Genomic DNA, 24,248 nt, shown 5'->3' with positions numbered 1-24,248 from the left:
GCCGCGATGGAGCACCAGATCTCCGCGACGGCCGGCACGGGCGCCGGTCTCACCGTCGGGCTCGTCGTCAACCCGGTCGCCGGGCTCGGCGGCCCGGCGGGCCTGAAGGGCAGCGACGGCGCGGACGTCCAGCGCGAGGCGCTGGCCCGCGGCTCGGTGCCGCGGGCGGGCGCCAGGGCGGCGCGGGCCGTGCGCGCCCTGCTCGCCGCCGCGCCGGGCGTCCGCCTGGTCACGATGGCGGGCGCGATGGGCGAGGACAGCGTCCGCGCGGCGGGCGGCTCGCCCCGCCTGACCGGGGAGGCGCGGCCCGCGGGGGCGACCTCGGCGGCCGACACCCGGGCCGCCGTCGCCGCGATGGCGGAGGCGGACCTGGTGCTCTTCGCGGGCGGGGACGGCACCGCGCGGGACGTGCTGGACGCGCTGCGCCCGCTCGGCGCGGACGCCCCGGCGGTGCTCGGCGTGCCCGCGGGCGTCAAGGTCTACTCGGGCTGCTTCGCGGTGAGCCCGGCCGCCGCGGGCCTGGTGGCGGCCGGGTACACGCCCGGCGCCGTCGCCGAGGCCGAGGTGGTCGACCTGGACGAGGAGCTGTACCGCGACGGGCTGGTCGGCCCGCGGCTGTACGGCACCGTGCGGGTGCCCGCCGACGCGCGCCGGCTGTCGGGCAGGAAGACCGGCTCGTCGGCCGCGGGGCCCGGCTCCGCCGAGGGCGTGGCCCGGGAGGTCGTCTCCCGGATGCGGCCGGGCGTGCGCTACGCGCTCGGCCCCGGCGCGACCACCATGGCCGTCGGAAGGGAGCTGGGGCTGGCCACCACGCTGCTCGGCGTGGACGTGGTGGAGGCCGGTCCCCGGCCCCGGCTGCTGGGGGCGGACGTGACGGAGGCTAGGCTGTTCGACCTGGTCAGAGGGCATGAGGCGCTTCTGGTGCTCTCGGTGATCGGCGGTCAGGGCTTCGTGCTCGGCCGAGGCAACCAGCAGATCTCCCCCCGCGTCCTGCGGGCCGTCGCGCGCGGCGGCCCCGGGCGGCGCGCCCTGGTGGTCCTGGCGACCCAGCAGAAGCTGGCGGGACTCCGGGGACGGCCCCTGCTCGCCGACACGGGCGACCCCGACACCGACCTCGGGCTCGCCGGGCACGTCCAGGTGATCACCGGACATCACGAGAGCACCGTCTACCGCATCGCGGCCGCGAGTGAGGAGTACGCGCAGTGAAGACTCTGGAGGACGCTCTGAAGGGCAGGGTCGCGATCGTCACCGGCGGCGCCTCCGGCATCGGGAGGGCGACGGCGCTGCTGTTCGCCGCCCAGGGCGCCAAGGTCGTCGTCGCCGACATCGACGGCCCGGGCGCCGAGGACACGGCCGGGCGCATCGCCGCCGGCGGCGCCGACGCGATCGCCGTCCAGGCCGACGTCTCCTCGCCCGCCGACTGCGAGCGCGTCGTCCGCACCGCCGTCGAGGGCTTCGGCGGGCTCCACGCGCTGTTCAACAACGCCGGGATCATCCGCCGCAGCACGGCGCTCGACCTCGGCGTGGACGAATGGGACCGGGTCATGGCGGTGAACGTCCGCTCGGTCTTCCTGATGTGCAAGTACGCGATCCCCGCCATGACCGAGGGCGGCGCGATCGTGAACACCGGTTCGGGGTGGGGCCTGAAGGGCGGCGGCAACGCGGTGTCGTACTGCGCCTCCAAGGCCGCCGTCGTCAACATGACGCGGGCCCTGGCCATCGACCACGCCGGGGCCGGGATCCGGGTGAACTCCGTCAACCCCGGCGACACCGACACTCCCATGCTGCGGGACGAAGCCCGCCAGCTCCGGGAGGACTGGGCGGCCTTCGCCGCCGACGCGGCCGACCGTCCCATGGGCCGCGCGGGCACCCCCGAGGAGATCGCCCAGGCCGTTCTCTTCCTCACCGCGGACACCTCCTCCTACATCACCGGCACGGCCCTCGTCGTCGACGGCGGCGGCCTGGCCTGACGCACCACCCGCACCCCCACCGCAAGGAACCAAGCATGAAGCGCGCAATAGCCCTACTGGCCCTGATGGCGACGACGGCGGCCACGGCCGCGTGCAGCGGCTCGGGCGGCGGCGCCGCCCCCGGGGCCGCCGGAGACGACCAGGTCGTCCTGCGCTGGTCCACCTGGGGCACGGCCGACGACATCAAGCTCTACGACGGCTTCACCCGGGACTTCGAGAAGCGCCACCCGAACATCAAGCTCAAGCTCGAGTCGGTGTCCGACTACGCCGACTACCACCCCAAGCTGTTCACCCAGCTCACCAGCAAGACCGCGCCCGACGTGTTCTTCGTCGGCGACGACAACATCGGCAAGTTCGTCTCCTCGGGCGTCCTCACCCCGCTGGAGGGACTGCTCGCCGGCCCCGACTCCAAGAGCAGGCCCGAGGACTTCTTCGAGGGCATCTACGGCGGCGCCAAGAAGGACGGCCGGATCTACGGCGTTCCCAACGACACCAACCCGGAGGTGCTCTGGTTCGACAAGAAGGCGCTGAAGGAGGCCGGGATCGGCGAGAACCCCGCCGACCTGTACGCCGCCGGCCAGTGGACCATGGACAAGTACCTGGACATGAACGCCAGACTCAAGGCGGCGGGCAAGGCCGGGTCCATCTTCTGGAACTGGTACGGCTCCACCTACAGCGTGATCAACGGGTTCGGCGGCAAGGTGTGGGACGGCGGCCGGTTCGTCGCCACCACCGACGCGAACGCGCGCAAGGCCCTGCAGACCCTGGCCAAGGGGTACCTGGACAAGACGTTCCTGTCGGCCGACGTGCTGCCGGAGAGCAACAGCGCCTCCACCCGGTTCCTCAAGCACGACGCCGGGTTCTACGCGGGCGGCCGGTGGGTGATCGACAGCCTCAGGAAGGGCGGCGAGCTGGACGACTACGACATCGTCCCGTTCCCCTCCCCCGACGGCAAGCCGATGCCCGGCGCGGTCGCGGCCTCCTACATGGCGATCAACAAGGACGCCAAGAACGCGAAGGCGGCGTTCACCTTCCTCACCGAGTTCGTCAGCAAGGAGGGGCAGCTCCTGCGGCTCAAGGGCGGCGGCGCGGTCCCCTCGATCAAGGGCGCCGAGCAGGTCGTGCTGGACGGCTACCCGCAGCACGCCCAGACGTTCCTCGACGTGCGCGACACCGGCTTCGCCAACTACCCCGACGAGGTCGCCGTGCCCGGCCTCACCGCGGCCATCAACGACGAGCTGCTGAAGGTGTGGACCGGCAAGGTGCCGTTCGACCGGGGCATGACCGAGCTGCAGAAGACCGTCGACGGCATGACGGGCTGACCGTGGCCGCCATCGCCAAGGCGCCCGCCCGGCCCGCCCGCGCGGGCCGGGGGGTGCGCACCCGCGACGGCTGGTGGGCCGGCCTCTTCCTCGCCCCGCAGGTCGCCTTCCTGCTCGTCTTCCTGGTCGTCCCGCTCGGCTACGCCGTCTACCTGTCCCTGGTCCAGTGGGACGGCTTCGGCCCCAAGACCTTCGTCGGCCTCGGCAACTTCACCGCCCAGCTCACCGACGCCGACTTCCTGCGCGCGGTGTGGAACACCGCCAAGCTCGCGTTGATCACCGTGCCGGTCGGCCTGGTCCTTGCGGTCCTGATCGCGGCCGGGCTGGCCGGGATCAAGGGCAGCGGCTTCTACCGGGTGCTGTACTTCATGCCGGTCGTGACCAGCTCGGTCGCGGTGGCGCTGATCTGGCAGGTCATCCTCGCCGACGACGACAACGGCGTGCTGAACTCCACGCTGCGGCGGCTCGGCCTGGACGGGCCCGACTGGCTCGGCGACCCCGGCTGGGTGATCGTCGCCATCGCGATCGTGACGATCTGGTCGTCGCTCGGCCTCAACGTGGTCATCTTCCTGGCGGGGCTGCAGACCATCCCGCCGCAGATCGTCGAGGCGGCGCGCATCGACGGCGCCTCCAGCGCGCGGATCTTCCGGTCGATCACGCTACCCATGCTGTCCCCGACGATCTTCTTCTCCACGGTGGTCGCGGTGATCAGCTCGTTCCAGGCGTTCGACCAGATCTACGTGCTGGTCAACCCGGCGCACAACGAGGGAGCCCGGACCATCGTCTACCAGGTCTACAAGCTCGGCTTCAAGGACTTCCAGTTCGGCATGAGCAGCGCCGCCGCGCTCATCCTGCTCGTGCTCACGCTGCTGGTGACCCTCGTCCAGTTCGCGGCGCAGAAGCGCTTCGTCCACTACGACTCCTAGGGGGCCTCGATGCGCTCGCGTCCGGCCGCGCGGCAGCTCGCGCTGCACGCCTCCCTGGCCCTCGGCGGCCTGCTCATGCTGTTCCCGTTCGCCTGGATGCTGCTCACCTCCTTCAAGGGCGTGCACCAGATGCTGAACGATCCCACCGCCTGGCTGCCCAGCCCGTGGCGGCCGCAGAACTATCCCGACGCGCTGGCCAAGATGCCGTTCGGCCTGGCCTACTGGAACAGCCTCTACATCGCGGCGCTCAACGTGGCGCTCACGCTGCTCACCTCGGCCATGGCGGCGTACGCCTTCGCCAGGATCAGGTTCCGCGGGTCGGGAGCGCTGTTCGTGCTGTTCCTGGCCACCCAGATGGTGCCGACGCAGGTCACGATCGTGCCGCTCTACCTGGTCCTGGCGAAGTTCGGCTGGGTGGACTCGCACCTGGCGCTGATCTTCCCGACCGTCGCCAACCCCTTCGCGGTCTTCCTGCTGCGCCAGTTCATCCGCGCGGTGCCGATCGAGCTGGAGGAGGCGGCCAGGACAGACGGCGCGGGCCGCTGGACGATCTTCTGGCGGATCGTGCTGCCGAACATCAGGCCCGGCCTCGGGGCGCTCGGTATCATCGTGTTCCTGGCCTCCTGGAACTCCTACTTCTTCCCCCTGGTCTTCCTGAACTCCCCCGAGCTCGCCACCGTGCCGCTGCTGCTCAGCCAGTTCGCCGGAGGGCACTCCGCCGTCGACTACGGGCTCATCCTGTCCGCCTCGGCGATCTCGGTGATCCCGACCCTGATCGCGTTCCTCATCGGCCAGAAGAAGATCATCAACGCCATGGCCGCATCCGGCCTGGGAGGACGGTAACGTGCTCGACCTGCGCGAACGCCCCTTCACCGACCGAGGGTCGCGGCTGATGGTCACCGCGGGCCCCGACGGCGCGCTGCGCGTCTCCCGCGCCCGCTACGAGGCCGACCCTGAGACCGTGCTGTCCGGCCTGCGGGTGCTGTCGGCCGACCGCCCGCTGCCGGTCCGCGCCGCCCTGCCCGACCGGGTGGAGTTCGACGGCGGCGTCTGCCTGGTCTTCGCCGGCCCCGAGACGCTCGTGCTGACCGGGGACGGCGTGCGGGCGGTGTGGGACGGCGGCGCGGCGGAGGTCGCCGGCTGCCGCACGCTCACCGGCGCCGGGACCTTCGACCCGGCCGACGTCCTGGCCCGCGCCGCCGCCCGCTGGGACGCCTGGTTCGCGCGCATGCCGGCCGTCCGGGCCGACCTGCGCGCCCGGGCGAAGGAGGCGTGGTGGACGCTCGCCGCCAACGTGATCGCCATCGGGGGCCGCGAGGCGCTGGTGCCGTCCAAGGCCGGGTACGTCGGCCTGTGGAACTGGGACGCCTGCTTCCACGCGGTCGGGCTCCGGCACGGCGACCCCGCCCTGGCCCGCGAGCAGATCCGCATCCTGCTGGACCACCGGCTCCCCGACGGGCGGCTCCCCGACGTCGTCCACGACCACGGGGTGCTGGCCGAGACCACCGACCTGCCCCGCTCGGACCACCTGCGCCTGGCCCGGCACGTCGGCGGCGCGGCCGAGGGCGGGATCGTCGGCGGGCTGGTCCCGGTGACCAAGCCGCCGGTGACCGCCTGGGCGGTGTGGAAGGTCCACGAGGCCGCGCCGGACCGCGACTTCCTCGCCGAGGTGTACGAGCCGCTCGTCCGATGGCAGCGCTGGTGGCTCGCCTGCTCCGACCCCGACGGCGACGGGCTGGCCGAGTACCTGCACCCCTACTCCTCCGGCCTGGACGACAGCCCGATCTGGGACCACGGCCCGCGCGCCGAGCCGCCCGACCTCAACTCCTACCTGGCCCTGCAGTACGACCGCCTCGCCGACATCGCGGGCGTGCTCGGCCGCGACGAGGAGGCGCGGGCGTGGCGGGAGAAGGCCCGCGCCCACGTCGCGCTGATGGTCCGGCTGCGCTGGAACGGCGCCCGCTTCGTGACCCTGGTCGGCGGCGCCTCCGGGCCGCCCGCGGCGGCGCGGACCCGGACCCCGCTGGAGCTGATGCCCCTGTTCACCGGCAGGCTGCCCGAGCGGGTCGCCGCGGCGCTGGTGGCGGACCTGCGCTCGCCGTCCTTCTGGGGCGAGCGCCCGGTGCCGAGCGTGGCGTTCGACGACCCCGACTTCGACCCCGAGGCGATGTGGCGCGGCCCGGTGTGGCTCAACGTCAACCACATGCTCGCCGACGGGCTGCGCCGCTCCGGCCATCCGGACGCCGCCGGGGAGCTGGCCGAGCGCACGCTCGCCATGGTGCGCGACGGCGGCGGGCTGCATGAGTACTGGAACCCGCTCACCGGGCGGCCGGCGCGGCGCGCGGCGCGGAGCTTCGGCTGGTCGGCCGCGCTCTTCCTCGACCTCGCCGTCCAGGCGGGCTGACCGGCGGCGCTACGGGCGGGGCGCGTCGGCGGGCGGCCCCGCCTCGAACGCCGTCAGGCCGGGCCGCTTGGGCTCGACCCCGTCGCCCGAGGAGGTGCCGCGCAGGCGGCGGCCCACCCAGGGCAGCAGGTGCTCGCGCACCCACAGCCGGTCCTCGCGGAGCCTGACCCTGCGGTCGACGTGCGCGCGGGGCGGCCAGGTGTACCGCCAGCGGTCCTCGGTGGGCACGCCGAGCACCTCGCACACCTTCGCCGCGACCATCCGGTGGCCCTCGGCGTTCATGTGCAGCCGGTCCTCGCTCCAGGCGCGCCAGTCGCGCAGCGACTGCATCGACCACTGGTCGACCAGGTGGCAGCCGTACACGTCGGCGATGGAGCGGATGTGCAGGTAGAACACCGCGGTCCTGCCACGGGCGCGGCGCATCAGCGGCGTGTCGCGCGGGTCGACCCCGGTGAACAGCAGCACCTCGGCCCCGGCCGCCCGCAGCTCCCGGACGGCGCCCGCCAGCGTCTTGGCCATGCGGTCGGGGTCGGCGCCCGGCCGCAGCAGGTCGTTGCCGCCCGCGCACAGGCTGACCAGGTCCGGCTTGAGGTCGATCGCCAGGGGGACCTGCCGCTCGACGATCTGGTCCAGCAGCCTGCCGCGCACGGCCAGGTTGGCGTACCGGAACCCCGGCGTCAGCGCGGCCAGCCGCTCGGCCACCCGGTCCGCCCAGCCGCGGAACCGGCCGTCGGCCCCCGGGTCGTTCAGCCCCTCGGTGAAGCTGTCGCCGATCGCGACGAACGAGGTGTACGGCCCGCTCACGCCTGCTCCTCGGCGATGGCGCGCAGCGCCAGCTCGTAGGAGCGCAGGCCGAACCCGGCGATGGTGCCGGTGGCCACGGCGGCGACGACCGAGGTGTGGCGGAACTCCTCGCGGGCGGCGGGGTTGGAGATGTGCACCTCGACGAGCGGGGCCGTGCGCTGGGCGATCGCGTCGCGCAGCGCGTAGGAGTAGTGGGTGAACGCGGCGGGGTTCAGCACGACGGGGATCGCGCCGTCGGCCGCCTCGTGCAGCCAGGAGACCAGCTCGGCCTCGTCGTCGGTCTGGCGGACCTCGACCGACAGCCCGAGCTCCCTGCCGACGCCCCGGCACAGGGCCTCCAGGTCGGCGAAGGTGTCGGCGCCGTAGACGTCCGGCTCGCGGGTGCCGAGGCGCGAGAGGTTGGGGCCGTTGAACACGAACACGGTCCTCATCGCGGTGTCGTCGTCCTTTCCCTGCGCCGCTCCGTGCGCCCGTCGGCGCGCTCTGCCCCGTGCCGCCGGCTCACCGGGCGACCTCGCGGAAGGCCGCCTCCAGCAACTCCTCGGGGGGATCCTCCAGGCGGGTGACCCGGGCGACGTCGTCCAGGATCACGAAGCGCCGGGTCTCGCCCCGGTTCTTCTTGTCGACCCGCATGTGGTCGCGCAGGTCCGGCCAGGCGTCGCCGCGGTAGGAGGTGGGCAGGCCCACGGCGTCGAGGATCGCCCGGGTGCGCTCGACCAGGGCGGGGCTCGCGTGCCCGGCCAGCCGCGACAGCTCCGCCGCGTACACCATGCCGACGGCCACGGCCTCGCCGTGCCGCATGTGGTAGTTCTCGACGCGCTCGATCGCGTGCGCCAGCGTGTGGCCGTAGTTGAGGATCTCGCGGACGCCGGACTCGCGGAGGTCGGCGCCGACGACGTCCGCCTTGACCTGGACCTTGCGCTCGATGAGCGCCCGCGTGTGGCGGCCCTCGGGCAGCCGGGCGCCCTCGGGGTCGTCCTCGACCAGCAGCAGGATCGTCGGGTCGGCGATGAAGCCGCCCTTGATGACCTCGGCGAGCCCCGCCACGTAGTCCTCGCGCGGGACCGAGGTCAGCGTCGCCAGGTCGCACAGCACCCCGGCGGGCGGGTAGAAGGCGCCGACGAGGTTCTTGCCCTCGGCGGTGTTGATGCCCGTCTTGCCGCCGACCGCCGCGTCCACCATGCCGAGCAGGGTGGTGGGCACCTGGACGACCTCGACGCCGCGCAGCCAGGTGGCGGCGGCGAACCCGGCCAGGTCGGTGGTCGCCCCGCCGCCCACGCCCACCACGGCGTCGGAGCGGGTGACGCCGTAGCGGCCGAACGCCGACCACAGCTCGGCGGCGACCTCCACGGACTTGGCGTGCTCGCCGTCGGGGACGGGAAGCTCGACCACGGCGTGCCCGGCGGCGGTCAGCGCCTCGCAGACCGGGCGGGCGATCTCGGGCAGGCCCGCCGGGCGCACCACGGCGACCGTGCGGACGCGTTCGCTGAGCAGGCCCGGCAGCTCGGCGAGCACGCCGGTGCCGATGACCACGTCGTAGGGGCGCTCCCCCTTGACCTGGATGCGGGTGCTGGTCACGCGGGGAGCCCCTTGACGATCTCGTCGGTGATGTCCTCGGGTTCGCGGCCGTCGGTGTCGACGATCATGGTGGCCAGCCGCTCGTAGACGGGGCGGCGCTCGTCCATGAGCTTCTTCAACTGACTGCGCGGGTTCAGCACCAGCAGCGGGCGCGCCTGCGCCAGCCCCACCCTGGCCACGGCGTCGGACAGGCCGACCCGCAGGTAGACCACCGTATGCCCGGCCAGCAGGGCCTGGGTGCCCGCGTCCAGCACCGCGCCGCCGCCGAGCGACAGCACGCCGTCGTGCTCGGCGAGGGCCAGGCGCACGGCCTCGGCCTCCAGCGCGCGGAAGCGCTCCTCGCCGTCGTCGACGAAGATGTCGGAGACGGGCTTTCCGGCGGTGGCCTCGACGTCGGCGTCGGTGTCGCGGAACGCCGCGCCGAGCCGCCCGGCCAGCAGCGTGCCCACCGTGGACTTGCCCGAGCCCGGCGGGCCGATCAGCACCGCCCGCGGCGTCGCGCCGCGGGGGCTTCGCGCAGGAGAGGTCACTTGATCACCATAGAGGACAGGTAGCCGGACAGGTTGCGGGCGACCTCCTCCACCGAGTCGCCGCCGAACTTCTCGACGGCCGCGTCGGCGAGCACCAGCGCGACCATCGCCTCGGCGACGATACCGGCGGCCGGGACCGCGCAGACGTCCGACCGCTGGTTGATCGCCTTGGCGGGCTCGCCGGTCAGGACGTCGACGGTGGACAGGGCGCGGGGCACCGTGGAGATCGGCTTCATGGCGGCGCGCACCCGCAGCGGCTCGCCGTTGGTCATGCCGCCCTCGACGCCGCCGGCCCGGTTGGTGACCCGGCGCACGCCCGCGGCGGTGTTCTCGATCTCGTCGTGGGCCTCGGACCCGCGGCGGCGCGCGGTCTCGAACCCGTCGCCGACGCCGACGCCCTTGATGGCCTGGATGCCCATGAGGGCCGCGGCGAGGCGCGCGTCGAGGCGGCGGTCCCAGTGGACGTAGCTGCCGATGCCCGGCGGCAGGCCGTAGGCGACGACCTCGACGACGCCGCCGAGCGTGTCGCCCTCCTTCTTGGCGGTGTCGATCTCCTCGATCATCGCCGCGCCCGCGCCGGCGTCCAGGCAGCGCACCGGGTGCTCGTCGACCGCCGTGAGGTCGCCGGGGCCGGGGATCACGTCGCCGGGGGCCTCCACCGCGCCGATGGCGATCACGTGGCTGACGATGTCGACGCCGAGGGCCTGCTTGAGGAAGTTGCGGGCGACCTGGCCGAGCGCGACCCTGGCCGCGGTCTCGCGGGCGCTGGCGCGGTCCAGCACGGGACGGGCGTCGTCGAAGCCGTACTTCTGCATGCCCGACAGGTCGGCGTGGCCGGGGCGGGGACGCGAGAGCGGGGCGTTGCGCGCCTGGGCCGCGAGCACCTCGGGGTCCACGGGGTCGGCGGCCATCACGGTCTCCCACTTGGGCCACTCGGTGTTGCCCACGCGGATCGCGACCGGGCTGCCGAGGGTGCGGCCGTGGCGGACGCCGCCGACGATGGTCACCTCGTCCTGCTCGAACTTCATGCGCGCGCCCCGGCCGTAGCCCAGGCGGCGCCGGGCCAGGGCCTCCCGGACATCGGCCGACGTCACCGCGACCCCGGCGGGCAGCCCTTCGAGGATCGCGACGAGTTCGGGGCCGTGCGACTCGCCCGCGGTCAACCAGCGCAACATGGTGACAAGTCTTCCATGCGCCGTCCACTGCCGACGCCCGCCCCGCACCTCACCGCCGTCCCACCCACCCCCACCTGCGCGAAGCCGTCTCCCCGCAACCCACGCGAGGCGGAGGGGCCAGGGGTGTCAGCGGCGGCGGCGGAACAGGCCGCGGCGGGGCTCGCGGACCCGGGCGACCGTCACCTCGGCGTGCGGGGCGAGTCCCTGGAGCAGCCCCTGGACGCCGTCGCCGTCCGCGGGCGCTCCGCCGATCGAGGCCAGGGCGCGCAGCACGCCGCCCTCGATCGCGAACGGCGCCGGCCCGGCCACGTCGACCACCACGGCGTCGGCGCCCTCGCCGAGAGCGGCCCGGCAGACCTGCGGCGTCAGGGCCTGGATCGGGCGGGCGTCGGCGCGCCACCGCCGCAACGGCTCCGACCCGGTGAAGGCGGGGACGGCCTTCCTGCCGTCGGCGCCGACCAGCACCGGCAGCGCCATCTCGCTCTCCTTCTCGCGGGCGAGCCCGTTCTCCCCGATCTCGGTGGAGGTCAGCACCGCCACCACGGGGACCAGGAGCCTCGCCGTGCCCAGCGCCGCCGCCACCCGCGCGACGTCGCCCGTGCCCGCGGCGAACGCGGCGAGCGCGGCGGCCACCGCCGGGTCGGCGGCGCCGTCGTCCTCGGGAAGGAGCGGCTGCGGAATGCTCGGCACGATCCGCGAGCCTACCTCCCCGCCACCCCGCCGCCGACCGGCGCGCGGACCTCCCCGCCGGGAGCCGCACGCGGGCCGTTCGCCGCCGGTGGGCCGATCGGGGCGGCTAGGGTCGGCACGTGAGCGTCATCGTCGCCGGGGCCGCGCTGCTCGGGTTCCTGGCCGGGCCCTACGTCCGCGCCCTGGCGAGCGGCTTCTCCCCCGCCGAGGAGGAGGCGCGGAGGGCCTACCAGGAAGAGCAGAGGGCCTACCGGGCGGAGGCGCGGGCGGCGTTCCGCGGGGCGGTGCGGCAGGGCCGGTGGCCGGGGTGGCCGCCCTGGGCGGAGGCGGGGGTGGCGGCCGCGTGCGCCTTCGCCGCCTGGAGGTTCGCGGGCTCGGCGGACCTGGCCGCCTGGCTGTACGCGGCGGTCGCGGGCTGCGCGCTCGCGATGATCGACTGGCGGACGCGGCGGCTGCCGGACGCGATCACGCTGCCGTCCTATCCGATCGTCGCGGTGCTCCTCGCCCTGGCGGGGCACCTGCCGGGCGGGCTGCTCGGCGGCCTCGCCCTGGCAGGCGCCTATGGGGTGCTGTGGTTCGCGCGCCCGGACGCGCTGGGGTTCGGCGATGTGAAGCTGGCAGGGCTGGCCGGCATGCTCATGGGGTCGCTGGGCCTGGAGGCGTGGGTGACGGGCGCGCTGGCGGGCCAGTTCCTCGGCGCCCTGTACGCGATGGCGCTGCTGTTCACCCGCAGGGCGACGGCGAAGACCCAGTTCCCGCTGGGCCCCTTCATCCTCCTCGGCGCGGTGGCCGCCGCCCTCCGGTGACACCCGAGCCCCCGTGATCGTCGGTGGGGCGCGGTGATCAGCCGAGGTCGGCGATGGCGGCCACCGGGCCGCCGCCGGAGGGGCCCTGGTGGACGGCGGCCACCGAGACGAACACCGCCGGGTCCCCGGTGACGCTCGCCGCCACGCCGCCGACCGCGGCCTTGATCTGGCGGTGCCAGTGCACGTCGGAGTCGTCGAGCATGATGTTCCTGCGCCCGCGCACGCGCCCGCCGGGGTCGGCCTCGCACTTGAGGAACACGTTGACGAGCCTGCCGCCGAGATCGCCCGGATGCGGCCGCTCGGGCAGGCCGATGCCGCTGTCGCGGATGGCGTCCCAGATGCCGTCGGCGTCCAGGGCGTCCCTCATGACGCCGTGCCCGACGCGGTACCGGCCGCCGATGCCGCGGACGTTGCCGACCACGACGATCTGCGCCCGGTCCAGCTCGACGCCGGAGGAGCAGGAGGCGACGCTGGAGTACAGGGACAGGTCACGGTGGATCTGCTCGGCCCGCGGCGTCTGGATCTCGCCGAGCGCGACCGCGATCCCGAGCGCGGTGGTGGAGTTGGAGATGTCCATCGACGGCCCGGTGTCCTCGATGACGACGTCCTGCCCGCGCGTCCTGGCGTCGCCGATCGTGGCGAGGGTGAGCAGCGGCGTCTTGGTCTGGACGTAGTGGACGTCGGCCGGGTCCTCGATCCCGGCGATCTTCATGGCCTCGCGCACGCCGGCGGCGACCTTCTCCACCATCGCGGGACGTCCGATGTCCTCGGGCAGGATCACGTCGCTCATCGCGACCCCGACCGAGACGCGTGGCTCCTCCGAGGGCGTCACGCGGGCGGGGTCGAGGGTGGCGAAGATCGTGGCGTGCGGGCTGAGGACGCCGTCGGTGCCGCCCGACCACACCAGCGGCACCTGTGCCACCTCCTCGGGCGAGCGCGTCCCCCTGGCGGTCAGCACGTCGCGGAAGGCCCGGTCGGCGAGGATGCGGGTGTAGTCGTTGACGCCGCCGTTGCCCTCGGTCTTGCCGATCACGGCGAGCACGCGGTCGGCCTCGATCACGCCGTCGTCGATGAGCCTTTCCAGCCCGGAGGCGTCGGTGACGCTCTCGATGGCGACCTTGCGCACCTCGATCGGATCGGGCATGTGTTCCACCTCTCACGTCTGCGCCCGGCCGCGCCGCGGCCGGACGTCCTTCTCCGGCCGGACGTTCCCCGGCGGCGCCTCCCGCACCCCTCGCCGTCCGCCCCCACGGCCCGCCACGGCGCCCGGCGGAGTGAGCGCGAGGCTCTTCGCCCTCGGCGTTCGCGTCATTGGCCATCATTGCCCATGAAACAGGGTCCTTTAGGAACATCTCGCCGATACAAAGGCCCCAAGCCTGCCTCTTTCCCGTCCGAAATGCCGTTTCTGACATATTCCTCATAACGCTGTCCTGATGATCGGAGGGTTTTTCGCCGCGCCCGCCACGGCGCGGGGCAGAATCGGGGCGTGGAACCCCAGAAACTAGAGCGCGACGAGGTCGCCGCCGCCATGTCCGCACGCCGCGAACTCGGCCCCCAGTACGAGCTCGAACTCGCCCAGTCGCTGGTCGACCGGGTGAACGCCGTGATCGACCAGCGACTGGCCGCATCGCCCCGGCGTCCGGGCCCCGACTGGGCGCAGATGACGCTCGGTCTCGGGTCGCTCGCGCTGTCGGTGCCCCTGGTGGCGATCGTGTCGTTGAACGTGGACCACGCCACCGTGCCGATCCTGCTGGTGTTCGCGGTCATCGCCGCCGTGAACCTCGCCTACGCGATCACGAGAACGGGCGGCCGCGACAACAGAGGGTGACCGGGCGCCCCGGCCGGGAGTGCCGGAGCCTCAGGAACTAGCGACTATTAAAACGTTCTTCATCCTTTAATGTCGCCAAAGTCCGACTTTTTCAGAAAATATTTCCGCAACCCTGGCAACCATCCGTCGTTTTTAGCGCGTACTACTGAGATGACCGGTAGTAAACGAACCGCAAAGGACGACGATGAAGCGAAAAGCCGCAACAATCGCCCTCGCGGCGACGACCGTACTGGGCGTGATGGCGGTGCCCTCGGCCGCCGCCACGGCCGCGGCCGCGGCACGACCCGGGCCCGCGCGAGGGCTCGGCAGCGTCACGCTCATCACGGGCGACCGGGTGACCGTGTCGGGCGCGAAGGGAGGCCCCCGGGCCTACCAGGTCGCGCCCGGCGCGGGACGGAAGGTCTCGTTCTCGATCCGTGAGATCGCCGGGCACACCTACGTGGTCCCCTCGGACGCGGCGGCGCTCGTGGGCAGGGGGCTGGTGGACCGCCGCCTGTTCGACGTGACACAGCTTCTGAACTGGAAGTACGACGACGCGCACCGCGCCGACATCCCGATCATGACCCAGGGCGGCGCCGCACCTAAGGCCGCCAGGGCCGGCCGCGCCATGGACGCCGCCGGACTGTCGGCGGCCCGGGTGCCCAAGGCGCAGGCCGCCTCCGTGTGGAAGGACCTGAAGCCGGCCGCGGGGGCCAGGTCCCTCACCGCGGGCGTCACCAAGCTGTGGCTGGACGGCAAGCTGTCCTTCTCGCTCGACAAGAGCGTTCCGCAGATCGGCGCGCCGGAGGCGTGGGCGAAGGGCCTGACCGGCAAGGGCGTGACGGTCGCCGTCCTGGACTCCGGGTTCGACCCCGACCACCCCGACCTCAAGGGGGTGATCAGCCAGTCGGCCAACTTCTCCGACGAGCCGAACACCGACGACCTGGTCGGCCATGGCACGCACGTGGCCTCCATCGTCGCCGGGTCGGGTCAGGCGTCGGGCGGCAAGTACAAGGGCGTCGCCCCGGACGCCAAGATCGCCTTCGGCAAGGTGGGCGGCGAGTACGGCATCGACGAGTCCGACCTGATCGCCGGCATGGAGTGGGCCGCCACCGAGGTCAAGGCGCGGGCGGTCAACGTCAGCATCGGCGGGCCGGACGGCCGCGACCTCGACCCGGTCGAGCAGGCCGTGAACACCCTCAGCGAGGAGACCGGCACGCTGTTCGTCATCGCGGCGGGCAACGACGGCCCGCGGTCGATCGGCAGCCCGGGCAGCGCCGACGCCGCGCTGACGGTCGGCGCGGTCGACAAGAACGACGCGCTGGCGGACTTCTCCAGCCAGGGACCGCGCGTCGGTGACGGCGCCGTCAAGCCGGACATCACCGCGCCCGGCGTGGACATCACCGCGGCCAACGCCGGGGGCGCCCCGGCCAACCCGTACGCCGCCCACAGCGGCACCTCGATGGCCACCCCGCACGTGGTCGGCGCCGCGGCGATCCTGGCCCAGCGGCACCCGGACTGGAACGGGGCCCGGCTGAAGGCCGCGCTGATCTCCAGCGCGAAGCCGCGCGAGGGCCTGAACCCCTACCAGCAGGGCGCCGGGCGCGTCGACGTGGCGCGCGCCGTCACCCAGACCGTCGTGGCCGACACGCCGAACCTCTGGACGTTCGTGCGCTGGCCCGGCGGCGGACCGGCCGTCACCAAGGAACTGACCTACGCCAACACCTCCGACGCGCCGGTGGACCTGGCGCTGGCCGAGGACGGCCCGTACACGCTCTCGGCCGGCCACCTCGCCGTCCCGGCGGGCGGTAAGGCGTCGGTGACGCTCACGCTCGACTCCGGCCTCAAGCCGGGCACCTACCCCGGGACGGTCACCGCGACCGCGGGCGACGTCACCGTGCGCAGCCTCGCGGGCGCCTACGTCGAGCCCGAGTCCTACGACGTCACGGTGACGGCGACCGGCAGGGACGGCCGGCCCCTGGACGACGCGTGGGTGACGCTGTACGACCTGAAGTCCGGTGGATTCGAGGACGTGCGGTTCTCGAACGGCGCCGGGAAGATCCGCCTGCAGCGCGGCGAGTGGAACCTCACCGCCGACCTGCTCGAGGGTGACGACTACACCTTCACCCACCGCGCGGTCACCGTCGGCACGCGCGACCTGACCGTGGCGCTCGACGCCCGCCAGGGCAAGCAGGTCCGCTTCTCCCTGGACGACCCCGCCGCCAAGGGCGACGGCATCTACCAGATCGGCCTGCGCAGAAAGGAGGGCGACAACTCCTACGAGAACGTGTTCACCGCGTCCGGAAACCCGTCGCTCCGCGTGTTCGCCCTGCCCTCCCGGCAGGCCGGGCTGGAGTACCTGGCGCGCACGGCGCTGACGAGCGGCGGCGCGGAGCCGAGCCGGTACGACCTGGTCGACTACCGGGCCGGCCAGATTCCCGCCGACCCCGGCGGCCGGTTCAAGAAGGCCCAGCTCGCCAGGATCGACACGACCCTGCGGGCGCAGAACGTGAACGCCGCCGCCGAGTTCGACCGGTCCGTCGGCATGCCGAACGCGGAGTTCGCCGTCCTCGGCGCAACCTCCGCCCCGGTCACGGTCCCGAGCACGTTGCACAGCTACGTGACGCCGGGTCATGACCTGGACTGGTTCGCCGGGTTCGCGCACACGGTCGACGGCTACTACACCTCGCTCGACTTCAGCGGTCGCACCGTGCGGCGCGGGCACACCTCCGAGGTGTGGAACGCGGCGGTGACCGGCCCGTCCGCGCAGACCGCGCTGCGGTTCCAGGACGAGCTGGTCTACATCGCGGACGGCCTGTTCAGCGACGTCGCGCCCCGGTCCGGCTGGGACGGCAACATCACGGGCAAGGCGTCCCTGACCGGGGACGGCAAGGTCCTGCAGGAGATCGGGCTGGAGGACTGCGACTTCCCCGGCCAGTGCGCCCTGCAGGCGACGGTCCCCGCCGGCGCGGCGAGCTACACGGTGAACGTGTCGGCCCGCCGTGACGTGCCCTACTCCACGCTCGCGACCGCGCTCGACGCCTCCTGGACGTTCCGCTCGGCGCACACCGACGAGTACGCGACGCTGTCGCTGCCGGCGGTGCGGTACGCCCCCGCGGGGCTGGACGCCTCCAACCGGGCCGCGCCCGGCTCGGTGACCAGGATCCCGGTGACCGTCGACGGCGGCACTCTGACCACGCTCACGGTCGAGGCGTCGTTCGACGACGGCAAGACCTGGCGGGCGCTGCAGCTGCGGCGGGACGGCAAGGGATGGTCCACCTCGGTGACCAACCCCTCCTCCCCCGGCTTCGTGTCCCTGCGCGCCACGGGCGAGGGCCCGGACGGGGTTCAGGTGAAGCAGACGATCACGCGGGCGTACGCCGTCCAGCGCTGATCTGAGGACGGCGCGGCGGCGGACCGGCGTCCCGGCCCGCCGCCGCGCCAACCGGCTTCGTCGAGCGATATATCACTCGACATCCCTTAAAGCCATCTATATCCGACTTGTCCGTAAGTATTGCTGCGAGCCGGAAAGCTATTCGTCCCTTTTGTCGCGTACTACGTTATTGACCGGTAGTTAAGCGAACCGCAAAGGGACGAATATGACGCACAAAGCCACAACACTCGCCCTCGCGGCCGTGACCGCGCTGGGGGTGATGGCGGTGCCGTCGGCCCGCGCGACGGCCACGGCACAGCCCGGCGCCTTACCGGGCGCCCCGACCGCCACCGTCACGCTCGTCACGGGCGACCGTGTGACGATGTCGGCGACACCCGGAGGCCGGCACGCCTACCAGATCAGGCCGGGCGCCGGGCGTGACGTCTCCTTCTCCGTCCGGACGTTCGCGGGCCACACGTACGTGACCCCGTCGGACGCGGCCCCGCTCGTCGGCAGGGGCCTGGTCGACCGGCGCCTGTTCGACGTCACGCAGTTGCTGGAGTGGGGCTACGACGACGCCCACCGGGCCGACATCCCGATCATGACCCAGGGCGGCGCCGCGCCCAAGGCCGCGACGGCCGGGCGCGCCCTGGCCGGCATGGGCCTGTCCGCGGCACGGGTGCCGAAGGCCGGCGCCGCCGGCGTGTGGCGGGACCTGCGCCCCGGCGCCGCCGCCAAGACGCTCGCGGCCGGGGTCACCAAGCTCTGGCTGGACGGCAGGCTCTCCTTCACGCTCGACAAGAGCGTCCCGCAGATCGGCGCCCCCGAGGCCTGGAAGAAGGGCCTGACCGGCAAGGGCGTGACGGTGGCCGTCCTCGACTCCGGCTACGACGCCCGCCACCCGGACCTGCGAGGGGTCGTCACTCAGGCGGTCAACTTCTCCGACGAGCCCGACACGAAGGACCTGGTCGGCCACGGGACTCACGTGGCCTCCATCGTCGCGGGCTCGGGCCGGGCCTCGGGCGGCAAGTACAAGGGCGTCGCCCCGGGGGCCAAGATCGCCTTCGGCAAGGTCGGCGGGCTCTACGGGGTCGAGGAGTCCGACCTGATCGCCGGGATGGAGTGGGCCGCGACGACGGTCAAGGCCCCCGTGGTCAACATCAGCATCGGCGGGTCGGACACCCGCGGCCTCGACCCGGTCGAGCAGGCGGTGAACACCCTCAGCGAGCGGACCGGCACGCTGTTCGTCATCGCGGCCGGCAACTCCGGCAAGGCCAAGTCCATCAACAGCCCCGGCAGCGCCGAGGCCGCGCTGACGGTCGGCGCGGTCGACCACGCCGACGCCCTGGCCTACTTCTCCAGCCAGGGCCCGCGCATGGACGACGGCGCGGCCAAGCCGGACATCACCGCCCCCGGCTCCGGCATCGTCGCCGCCGGGGCCAAGGGCACCACGACCGGCCGCTACGTCTCCAAGAGCGGCACCTCGATGGCCACCCCGCACGTCGTGGGCGCGGCCGCGATCCTGTCCCAGCAGCACCCGGACTGGAAGGGGGCCCGGCTCAAGGCCGCGCTCATGGCGTCGGCCAAGCCGGGCGCGGGGCTGACGCCGTACCAGGAGGGCACCGGGCGGGTCGACGTGGCGCGCGCGCTCACCCAGACCGTGGTGGCCGAGACGCCGAACGTCTGGACCTTCATCCCATGGCCCGGCGGCGGCGCCGAGCCCGTCACCAAGGAGATCACCTACGCCAACACCTCTGACGCGCCGGTGGACCTCGCCCTGGCAGAGGACGGTCCGTACACCCTGGCCGCCGACCGTCTCACCGTCCCCGCGCGCGGCACGGCGTCGGTGCGCCTCACCCTGGACGCGGGCCTGGAGACGGGCGGCCACCCGGGCGTCGTCACCGCGACCGCGGGCGAGACGACCGTGCGCAGCCTGGCCGGCGCCTTCGTCGAACCGGAGTCCTACGACCTGAAGATGACGGCGACCGGCAGGGACGGCAAGCCCCTCGACGGCGTCGCCGCGCTCCTCTACGACGTCAAGACCGGCGAGATGGAGGAGGTGCCGTTCTCCGGCGGGGCCGGTGCGACGCGGCTGCCGCGCGGCGACTGGAACCTGATCGCCGACCTGTTCGAGCCCGGCGCGTACACCTTCACCCACCAGCGGGTGAGGATCGACAAGGCGGACGTCGATCTCGCGCTGGACACGCGCCAGGCCGCTCCGGTCCGCTTCGCCGTGGACGACCCGGAGGCCAGGCCCACGGGGGCGTTCCAGCTCAGCCTGCGCCTGACCGACGGCGACTCGTTGTTCGAGAGCACCACCGCGCAGGGCCGCGACCCCGGGCGCGGGCTGTACGCCCTGCCCTCCCGCCAGGCCGGCCTCGAGTACCTGCTGCGCGCGGTGTGGGAGAGCGGCGGGAGCGACGGGAGCGACGGGAGCGGCACGGCACGGTACGACCTGGCCGACTACCGGGCCGACGGCATCCCCGCCGACCCGGGCGGCCGATTCAGGAGGGCCGAGCTCGCCCAGGTCACCACGGACCTGCGGGCGCAGGGCGTGTCCGCCTCCGCCCAGTTCGACCGCACGCCGGGCCTGCCCCGCTACGGGGCCTTCGTGCTCGGCGTCGGCTCGTCCGACGTCAAGGTCCCCGGCACGCTGACCGACTACGTCACCCCCGGGCTCGGCCTGTCGTGGTACGCGATGTTCACGCACGAGGACGGGGCCTACGTCCTGCTCGACGGCGAAGGCCGCCCGGCGCCGCCCGGTCACTCGTCCGAGGTGTGGAACACGGCCGTCGCCGGCCCCGCGGCGCCTCCCGTGCTGCGGTTCAGGGACGAGATCGCCTACATCGTGGACGGGCTGTTCACCGACGGCGGGCAGGGCCGTCCCGGCTGGGACGGGAACGTCACGGGGTCGGCCACCCTCGCCAAGGGCCGCACGGTGCTGCAGCGGGCCGACCTGAAGATCTGCGACCACGCCGGCCAGTGCGTCCTGCTGGTGCCGGTCCCGGCCGGCCCGGAGACCTACACGCTGAACGTGTCGGCCCGCCGCAAGGCGCCCTACGCCGCGCTGTCCACCGCCGTCCAATCGACCTGGACGTTCAGGTCGGCGCACACGACGGTGGGAGAGCGGATCGCGGTGCCCTCCATCACCTACGCCCCCGAAGGGCTGGACGCCTACAACCGCGCCCTGCCCGGCTCGGTGACCACGATCCCGATCACCGCCAAGGGCGGCGAGATCTCCACCCCGAAGGTCGAGGCGTCCTTCGACGACGGCAGGACCTGGCGGGCGCTACCGGTGCGCCAGGACGGCAAGGGATGGGTCACCACGGTGACCAACCCCCGCTCGCGCGGCTTCGTGTCGCTGCGCGCCTCGGCGGGCGGCCCGGACGGCCTCCAGGTGAGTCAGACGATCACGCGGGCGTACGCCGTCCACCGATGATCTGACGACGGCGCGGCGGCGGACCGGGACACCGGCCCGCCGCCGCGTCATGTCCGCCCGCTCTCCGGACCGCCGGGGCGCGGCGGCGAAGGTGACCGCGTCTCGATCGGGGCCGCTCACCGGCCGCCGGGAAAATGCGCGCGACTTATTCGGAAAGAACTCCGTGAAATTAGATCACCATGCGCCGTTTTTTTCGCCTACAAATGAAAGGAGCGGAAATTAAACCATTCGCAAAGGATGTCGATGAAACGAATAACCGCAGCGGTCGCCCTCGCGGCTCTGACCGCGCTGGGCGTGCCGGCGACGCCCTCGGCCGCCGGCACGGCCGCGGCACGACCCGCCCCCTCACGGGCGCTCGGCACCGTCACGCTCATCACCGGGGACCGGGTGAGCGTGTCGGAGACGCCGGGCGCCCCGCGGGGATACCAGGTGACGCCGGGCCCCGGGCGCACGGTCTCCTTCTCGATCGAGAAGGTCGCCGGGCACACCTACGTGCTGCCCTCCGACGCGGCGCCGCTGATCGGCGAAGGCCTGGTGGACGAGCGCCTGTTCGACGTGACGCAGTTGCTGGAGTGGGGCTACGACGACGCCCACCGCGCCAGCATCCCCATCATGACCAAGGGCGGCGCGGCCCCCAAGGCCGCCGCCGCCGGGCGCACGCTGCGCTCCGTCGGCCTGAGGGCCGCCGAGGTGCCCAAGGCGCAGGCCGCCGCGGTCTGGCGGCAGCTACGCCCCGCCGCGGGCGCCAGGACGCTCGCGTCCGGCGTGGCCAAGCTGTGGCTGGACGGCGGGGTCTCCCCGGCCCTGGACAAGAGCGTCCCGCAGATCGGCGCCCCCGAGGCGTGGAAGAAGGGTCTCACGGGCAAGGGCGTCACGGTGGCCGTCCTTGACACCGGTTACGACCCCGACCACCCCGACCTCAAGGGCGTCGTCTCGCAGACCGCCAACTTCACCGACGAGCCCGACATGCGGGACCTGGTCGACCACGGCACCCATGTGGCCTCCACCGTCGCGGGCTCGGGCGCGGCCTCCGGCGGCAGGTACAAGGGCGTCGCCCCCGACGCCAAGATCGCCGTCGGCAAGGTCCTGGGGGCCGGCGGTGACAACCAGGTGTCCGATGTGATCGCCGGCATGGAGTGGGCGGCCACCGAGATCAAGGCGCCGGTGGTCAACATGAGCCTCAGCGTGCCGGACACCCGCGGGCTGGACCCGCTCGAAGAGGCGGTGAACACCCTCAGCGAGCAGACGGGAACCCTGTTCGTCGTCGCGGCCGGCAACCTGAGGAAAGCCGGGGAGCCCGTCCGCAGTCCCGGCAGCGCCGATGCCGCGCTGACGGTGGGGGCGGTGGACCGGAACGACGTCCTGGCCCCGTTCTCCTGCCGGGGCCCGCGCATCATCGACCAAGCCGTCAAACCGGACATCACCGCACCGGGCATGGGAATCGTCGCGGCACGCAGCGGCGCCGGCGGCCCCGGCGACCCGTACGTGGCCATGAGCGGCACCTCGATGGCGGCCCCGCACGTGGCCGGCGCCGCCGCCATTCTCGCCCAGCAGCACCCCGGCTGGAACGGCGAACGCCTCAAGGCCGCGCTCATCGCCACGGCCAGGCCGGGCGCCGGCATGACCCCCTACGAGCAAGGCGCCGGCCGGGTCGACGTGGCCCGCGCGGTCACGCAGAGCGTGACGAACGACACCGGCAACCTCTGGACCTACCTCGCCTGGCCCCACAACGACGAGGACGTCACCAAGGAGGTCACCTACACCAACGCCTCCCAGGAGCCGGTGGAGCTCGCGCTGACCGAAGACGGTCCCTACACGCTGTCCGCCGGCCACCTCACCGTCCCGGCGGGCGGCGACGCCTCGGTGACCCTCACCCTGGACTCCGGCCTGCGACCGGGCGTCTACACCGGTACGCTCACCGCCACCGCGGGCGAGCTCACCGTACGCACCCTGGCCGGCGCCTATATCGAACCCGAGTCCTACGACCTGACGGTCAGGGCCGTCGGCAGGGACGGCGGTCCTGTTCAGGAGGTCGACGCGGCGCTGTTCAACCTCAAGACCGGTGAACGCTCCAGCCTGCGGTTCGTCGACGGCGTCGCGGAGGTCCGTCTGGGGCCCGGCGAGTGGAACCTCAACGCGCAACTGTCGGAGAAGGGCGTAAGCACGTTCACCGACCGCGCGTTCACGATCGGCCCCGCGGCCGTGAGGTTGACGCTCGACGCCCGCCTGGGCCGGCGGATCAGCCTCACGGTGGACGACCCCGCGGCCGAACCCACCGGCCAGCTCGCGATCAATCTGGGCAACACCGGGGGCAACGGGTACGTGCGCGAATACCTCGTCCCCCAGGGGGAGGCCGCGTACACGCTGCCCTCCAGCCGGCCGGGCCTGGAATACCTGGCATACCAGGTGCTGACGGGGGGTGGCGCGGCACCGATCCGGTACGACCTGGTCGACCGCCGCACCGGCCAGATCCCCGCCGACCCGGCCAGGCGATTCGCGAAGGCCGACCTCGCCAAGGTCAGCATGACCTTCCGCGCCCAGAACGCGGACGCCACGGCGCAGTTCGCCAGGTGGTTCGTCCTTCGCGGCACGGACGAGGAACTGCGCAGTGCCCCCACCACCGTCACGATGCCGAGCACGGTCGACAACTACCTGACGCCGGGACAGGACCTGCTCTGGTCCGGCCGGCTCACGCAGGGTGGGTACTCCCTCGTCGACCTTCAGCAGCGGCCCGTGCGGGCCGGGCAGTCCGCCGAGCTGTGGAACGCGGCGGTGACCGGCCCCTCCGCGCCACGCGTGACGCGGACCGGCGACGAACTGGCCTACACGCCGGAGGGGCTGTTCACCGACGGCGGCATCGGCCACACCGGCTGGGACAGCAACGTCACCGGCACGGTGTCCCTGGCCAAGGACGGCGAGGTCCTGGAGCGGATCGAGCTGGAAGACTGCTTCGTCGCCGACTGGTGCCGCCTCGCCGCGCGGGTCCCCGCCGGCGAGGGCGACTACACCGTGAACGTCTCCGCCCGCCGTGACGTCCCCTACGCCGCGCTGGCCACCGCGATCGACGCCTCCTGGACGTTCACCTCGGCCCACACCGACGACAGCACGCCACTCGCGGTGCCGTCGGTGCGATTCGCCCCCGAGGGGCTGGACGCCTACAACCGGGCCAGGCCCGGCACGGTGACCGAGATCCCGATCACCGCCGACGGCGGCGAGCTGGACACCCCCGTCGTCGAAGCCTCCTTCGACGACGGCGCCACCTGGCGGACGCTGCAGGTCCGCCGGAACGGCGAGGGCTGGACCACCTCGGTGACCAACCCCGCCACCCCCGGCCCCGTCACCCTGCGCGCCACCGCCACCGGCCCCGGCGGTGTCCAGGTGAAGCAGACGATCATTCGGGCGTACGCCGTCCAGAACTGACCAT

The 24,248-nt window shown here is 73.2% G+C and carries 18 protein-coding genes; 11 read left to right on the top strand and 7 right to left on the bottom strand.

Features of this window, described 5'->3' with window-relative positions; genetic code table 11:
• The first annotated feature begins 6 nt into the window (after positions 1-6).
• Genes BJ981_RS31180 through BJ981_RS31155 form a run of 6 tightly spaced genes read left to right on the top strand, consistent with a single transcriptional unit; the run spans position 7 to position 6,622 of the window.
• Positions 7-1,206: an ATP-NAD kinase family protein gene (locus BJ981_RS31180; protein ID WP_184616973.1), complete on the top strand. Its 1,200-nt coding sequence runs from the start codon at positions 7-9 to the stop codon at positions 1,204-1,206.
• A complete protein-coding gene (locus tag BJ981_RS31175) occupies positions 1,203-1,970 on the top strand; it encodes an SDR family NAD(P)-dependent oxidoreductase (protein WP_311745859.1) in 768 nt (255 codons plus the stop codon). Before BJ981_RS31180 ends, BJ981_RS31175 begins: the two co-directional genes overlap by 4 nt.
• A gap of 35 nt (positions 1,971-2,005) precedes the next feature.
• On the top strand, positions 2,006-3,292 hold the full coding sequence (locus BJ981_RS31170) for an ABC transporter substrate-binding protein (protein WP_184616972.1): 1,287 nt from the start codon (positions 2,006-2,008) through the stop codon (positions 3,290-3,292).
• 2 nt (positions 3,293-3,294) lie between these two features.
• Entirely contained in the window at positions 3,295-4,218 is a 924-nt protein-coding gene (locus tag BJ981_RS31165; RefSeq protein ID WP_239139259.1) for a carbohydrate ABC transporter permease, read from the top strand.
• A 9-nt stretch (positions 4,219-4,227) separates the two neighbouring features.
• Positions 4,228-5,061, top strand: coding sequence for a carbohydrate ABC transporter permease (locus tag BJ981_RS31160; protein WP_184616971.1), 834 nt, complete (start codon positions 4,228-4,230; stop codon positions 5,059-5,061).
• Between the two features lies 1 nt (position 5,062).
• The gene (locus tag BJ981_RS31155; protein WP_239139260.1) at positions 5,063-6,622 is read left to right on the top strand and encodes an amylo-alpha-1,6-glucosidase; all 1,560 of its coding nucleotides are present in this window, start codon (positions 5,063-5,065) and stop codon (positions 6,620-6,622) included.
• A gap of 9 nt (positions 6,623-6,631) precedes the next feature.
• Here the strand turns inward: BJ981_RS31155 and BJ981_RS31150 are convergent, their stop codons facing one another.
• The 6 genes from BJ981_RS31150 to BJ981_RS31125 form a co-directional block, all read right to left on the bottom strand.
• Positions 6,632-7,426, bottom strand: a complete 795-nt coding sequence (locus tag BJ981_RS31150) for an SGNH/GDSL hydrolase family protein (RefSeq protein ID WP_184616970.1) — start codon at positions 7,424-7,426, stop codon at positions 6,632-6,634.
• Entirely contained in the window at positions 7,423-7,857 is a 435-nt protein-coding gene (gene aroQ / locus BJ981_RS31145) for a type II 3-dehydroquinate dehydratase (RefSeq protein WP_184616969.1), read from the bottom strand. The genes BJ981_RS31150 and aroQ overlap by 4 nt, the downstream gene beginning before the upstream one ends.
• A 70-nt stretch (positions 7,858-7,927) precedes the next feature.
• Positions 7,928-9,004: a 3-dehydroquinate synthase gene (gene aroB, locus BJ981_RS31140; protein ID WP_184616968.1), complete on the bottom strand. Its 1,077-nt coding sequence runs from the start codon at positions 9,002-9,004 to the stop codon at positions 7,928-7,930.
• Complete coding sequence (locus BJ981_RS31135; protein ID WP_239139261.1) at positions 9,001-9,534, bottom strand: shikimate kinase; 534 nt, start codon at positions 9,532-9,534, stop codon at positions 9,001-9,003. Before BJ981_RS31135 ends, aroB begins: the two co-directional genes overlap by 4 nt.
• Positions 9,531-10,709, bottom strand: coding sequence for a chorismate synthase (gene aroC / locus BJ981_RS31130; protein ID WP_184616967.1), 1,179 nt, complete (start codon positions 10,707-10,709; stop codon positions 9,531-9,533). The genes BJ981_RS31135 and aroC overlap by 4 nt, the downstream gene beginning before the upstream one ends.
• A 126-nt stretch (positions 10,710-10,835) precedes the next feature.
• A complete protein-coding gene (locus BJ981_RS31125; protein ID WP_184616966.1) occupies positions 10,836-11,399 on the bottom strand; it encodes an SseB family protein in 564 nt (187 codons plus the stop codon).
• Positions 11,400-11,518: 119 nt separating this feature from the next.
• On the opposite strand from BJ981_RS31125, the gene BJ981_RS39510 reads away from it, so the two are divergent.
• A complete protein-coding gene (locus BJ981_RS39510) occupies positions 11,519-12,205 on the top strand; it encodes a prepilin peptidase (RefSeq protein ID WP_184616965.1) in 687 nt (228 codons plus the stop codon).
• A 37-nt stretch (positions 12,206-12,242) separates the two neighbouring features.
• Here the strand turns inward: BJ981_RS39510 and bar are convergent, their stop codons facing one another.
• Positions 12,243-13,349 (bottom strand): barbiturase, encoded by a 1,107-nt coding sequence (gene bar / locus BJ981_RS31115; RefSeq protein ID WP_184616964.1) that lies wholly within the window; start codon positions 13,347-13,349, stop codon positions 12,243-12,245.
• 342 nt (positions 13,350-13,691) lie between these two features.
• On the opposite strand from bar, the gene BJ981_RS31110 reads away from it, so the two are divergent.
• The 4 genes from BJ981_RS31110 to BJ981_RS31095 all read left to right on the top strand — a co-directional run bounded on the left by BJ981_RS31110 (position 13,692) and on the right by BJ981_RS31095 (position 24,244).
• A complete protein-coding gene (locus BJ981_RS31110) occupies positions 13,692-14,033 on the top strand; it encodes a hypothetical protein (RefSeq protein ID WP_184616963.1) in 342 nt (113 codons plus the stop codon).
• Between the two features lie 184 nt (positions 14,034-14,217).
• Positions 14,218-17,406 (top strand): S8 family serine peptidase, encoded by a 3,189-nt coding sequence (locus BJ981_RS31105; RefSeq protein ID WP_184616962.1) that lies wholly within the window; start codon positions 14,218-14,220, stop codon positions 17,404-17,406.
• 205 nt (positions 17,407-17,611) lie between these two features.
• Positions 17,612-20,824: a S8 family serine peptidase gene (locus BJ981_RS31100; protein ID WP_184616961.1), complete on the top strand. Its 3,213-nt coding sequence runs from the start codon at positions 17,612-17,614 to the stop codon at positions 20,822-20,824.
• A gap of 243 nt (positions 20,825-21,067) precedes the next feature.
• Entirely contained in the window at positions 21,068-24,244 is a 3,177-nt protein-coding gene (locus BJ981_RS31095) for a S8 family serine peptidase (protein WP_184616960.1), read from the top strand.
• The last annotated feature ends 4 nt before the right edge of the window (positions 24,245-24,248 follow it).

This window comes from Sphaerisporangium krabiense, assembly GCF_014200435.1.
Lineage (GTDB): Bacteria > Actinomycetota > Actinomycetes > Streptosporangiales > Streptosporangiaceae > Sphaerisporangium > Sphaerisporangium krabiense.
The sequence above is the reverse complement of the archived record's forward strand: the minus strand, read 5'-3'. Positions and strand labels throughout refer to the sequence as shown.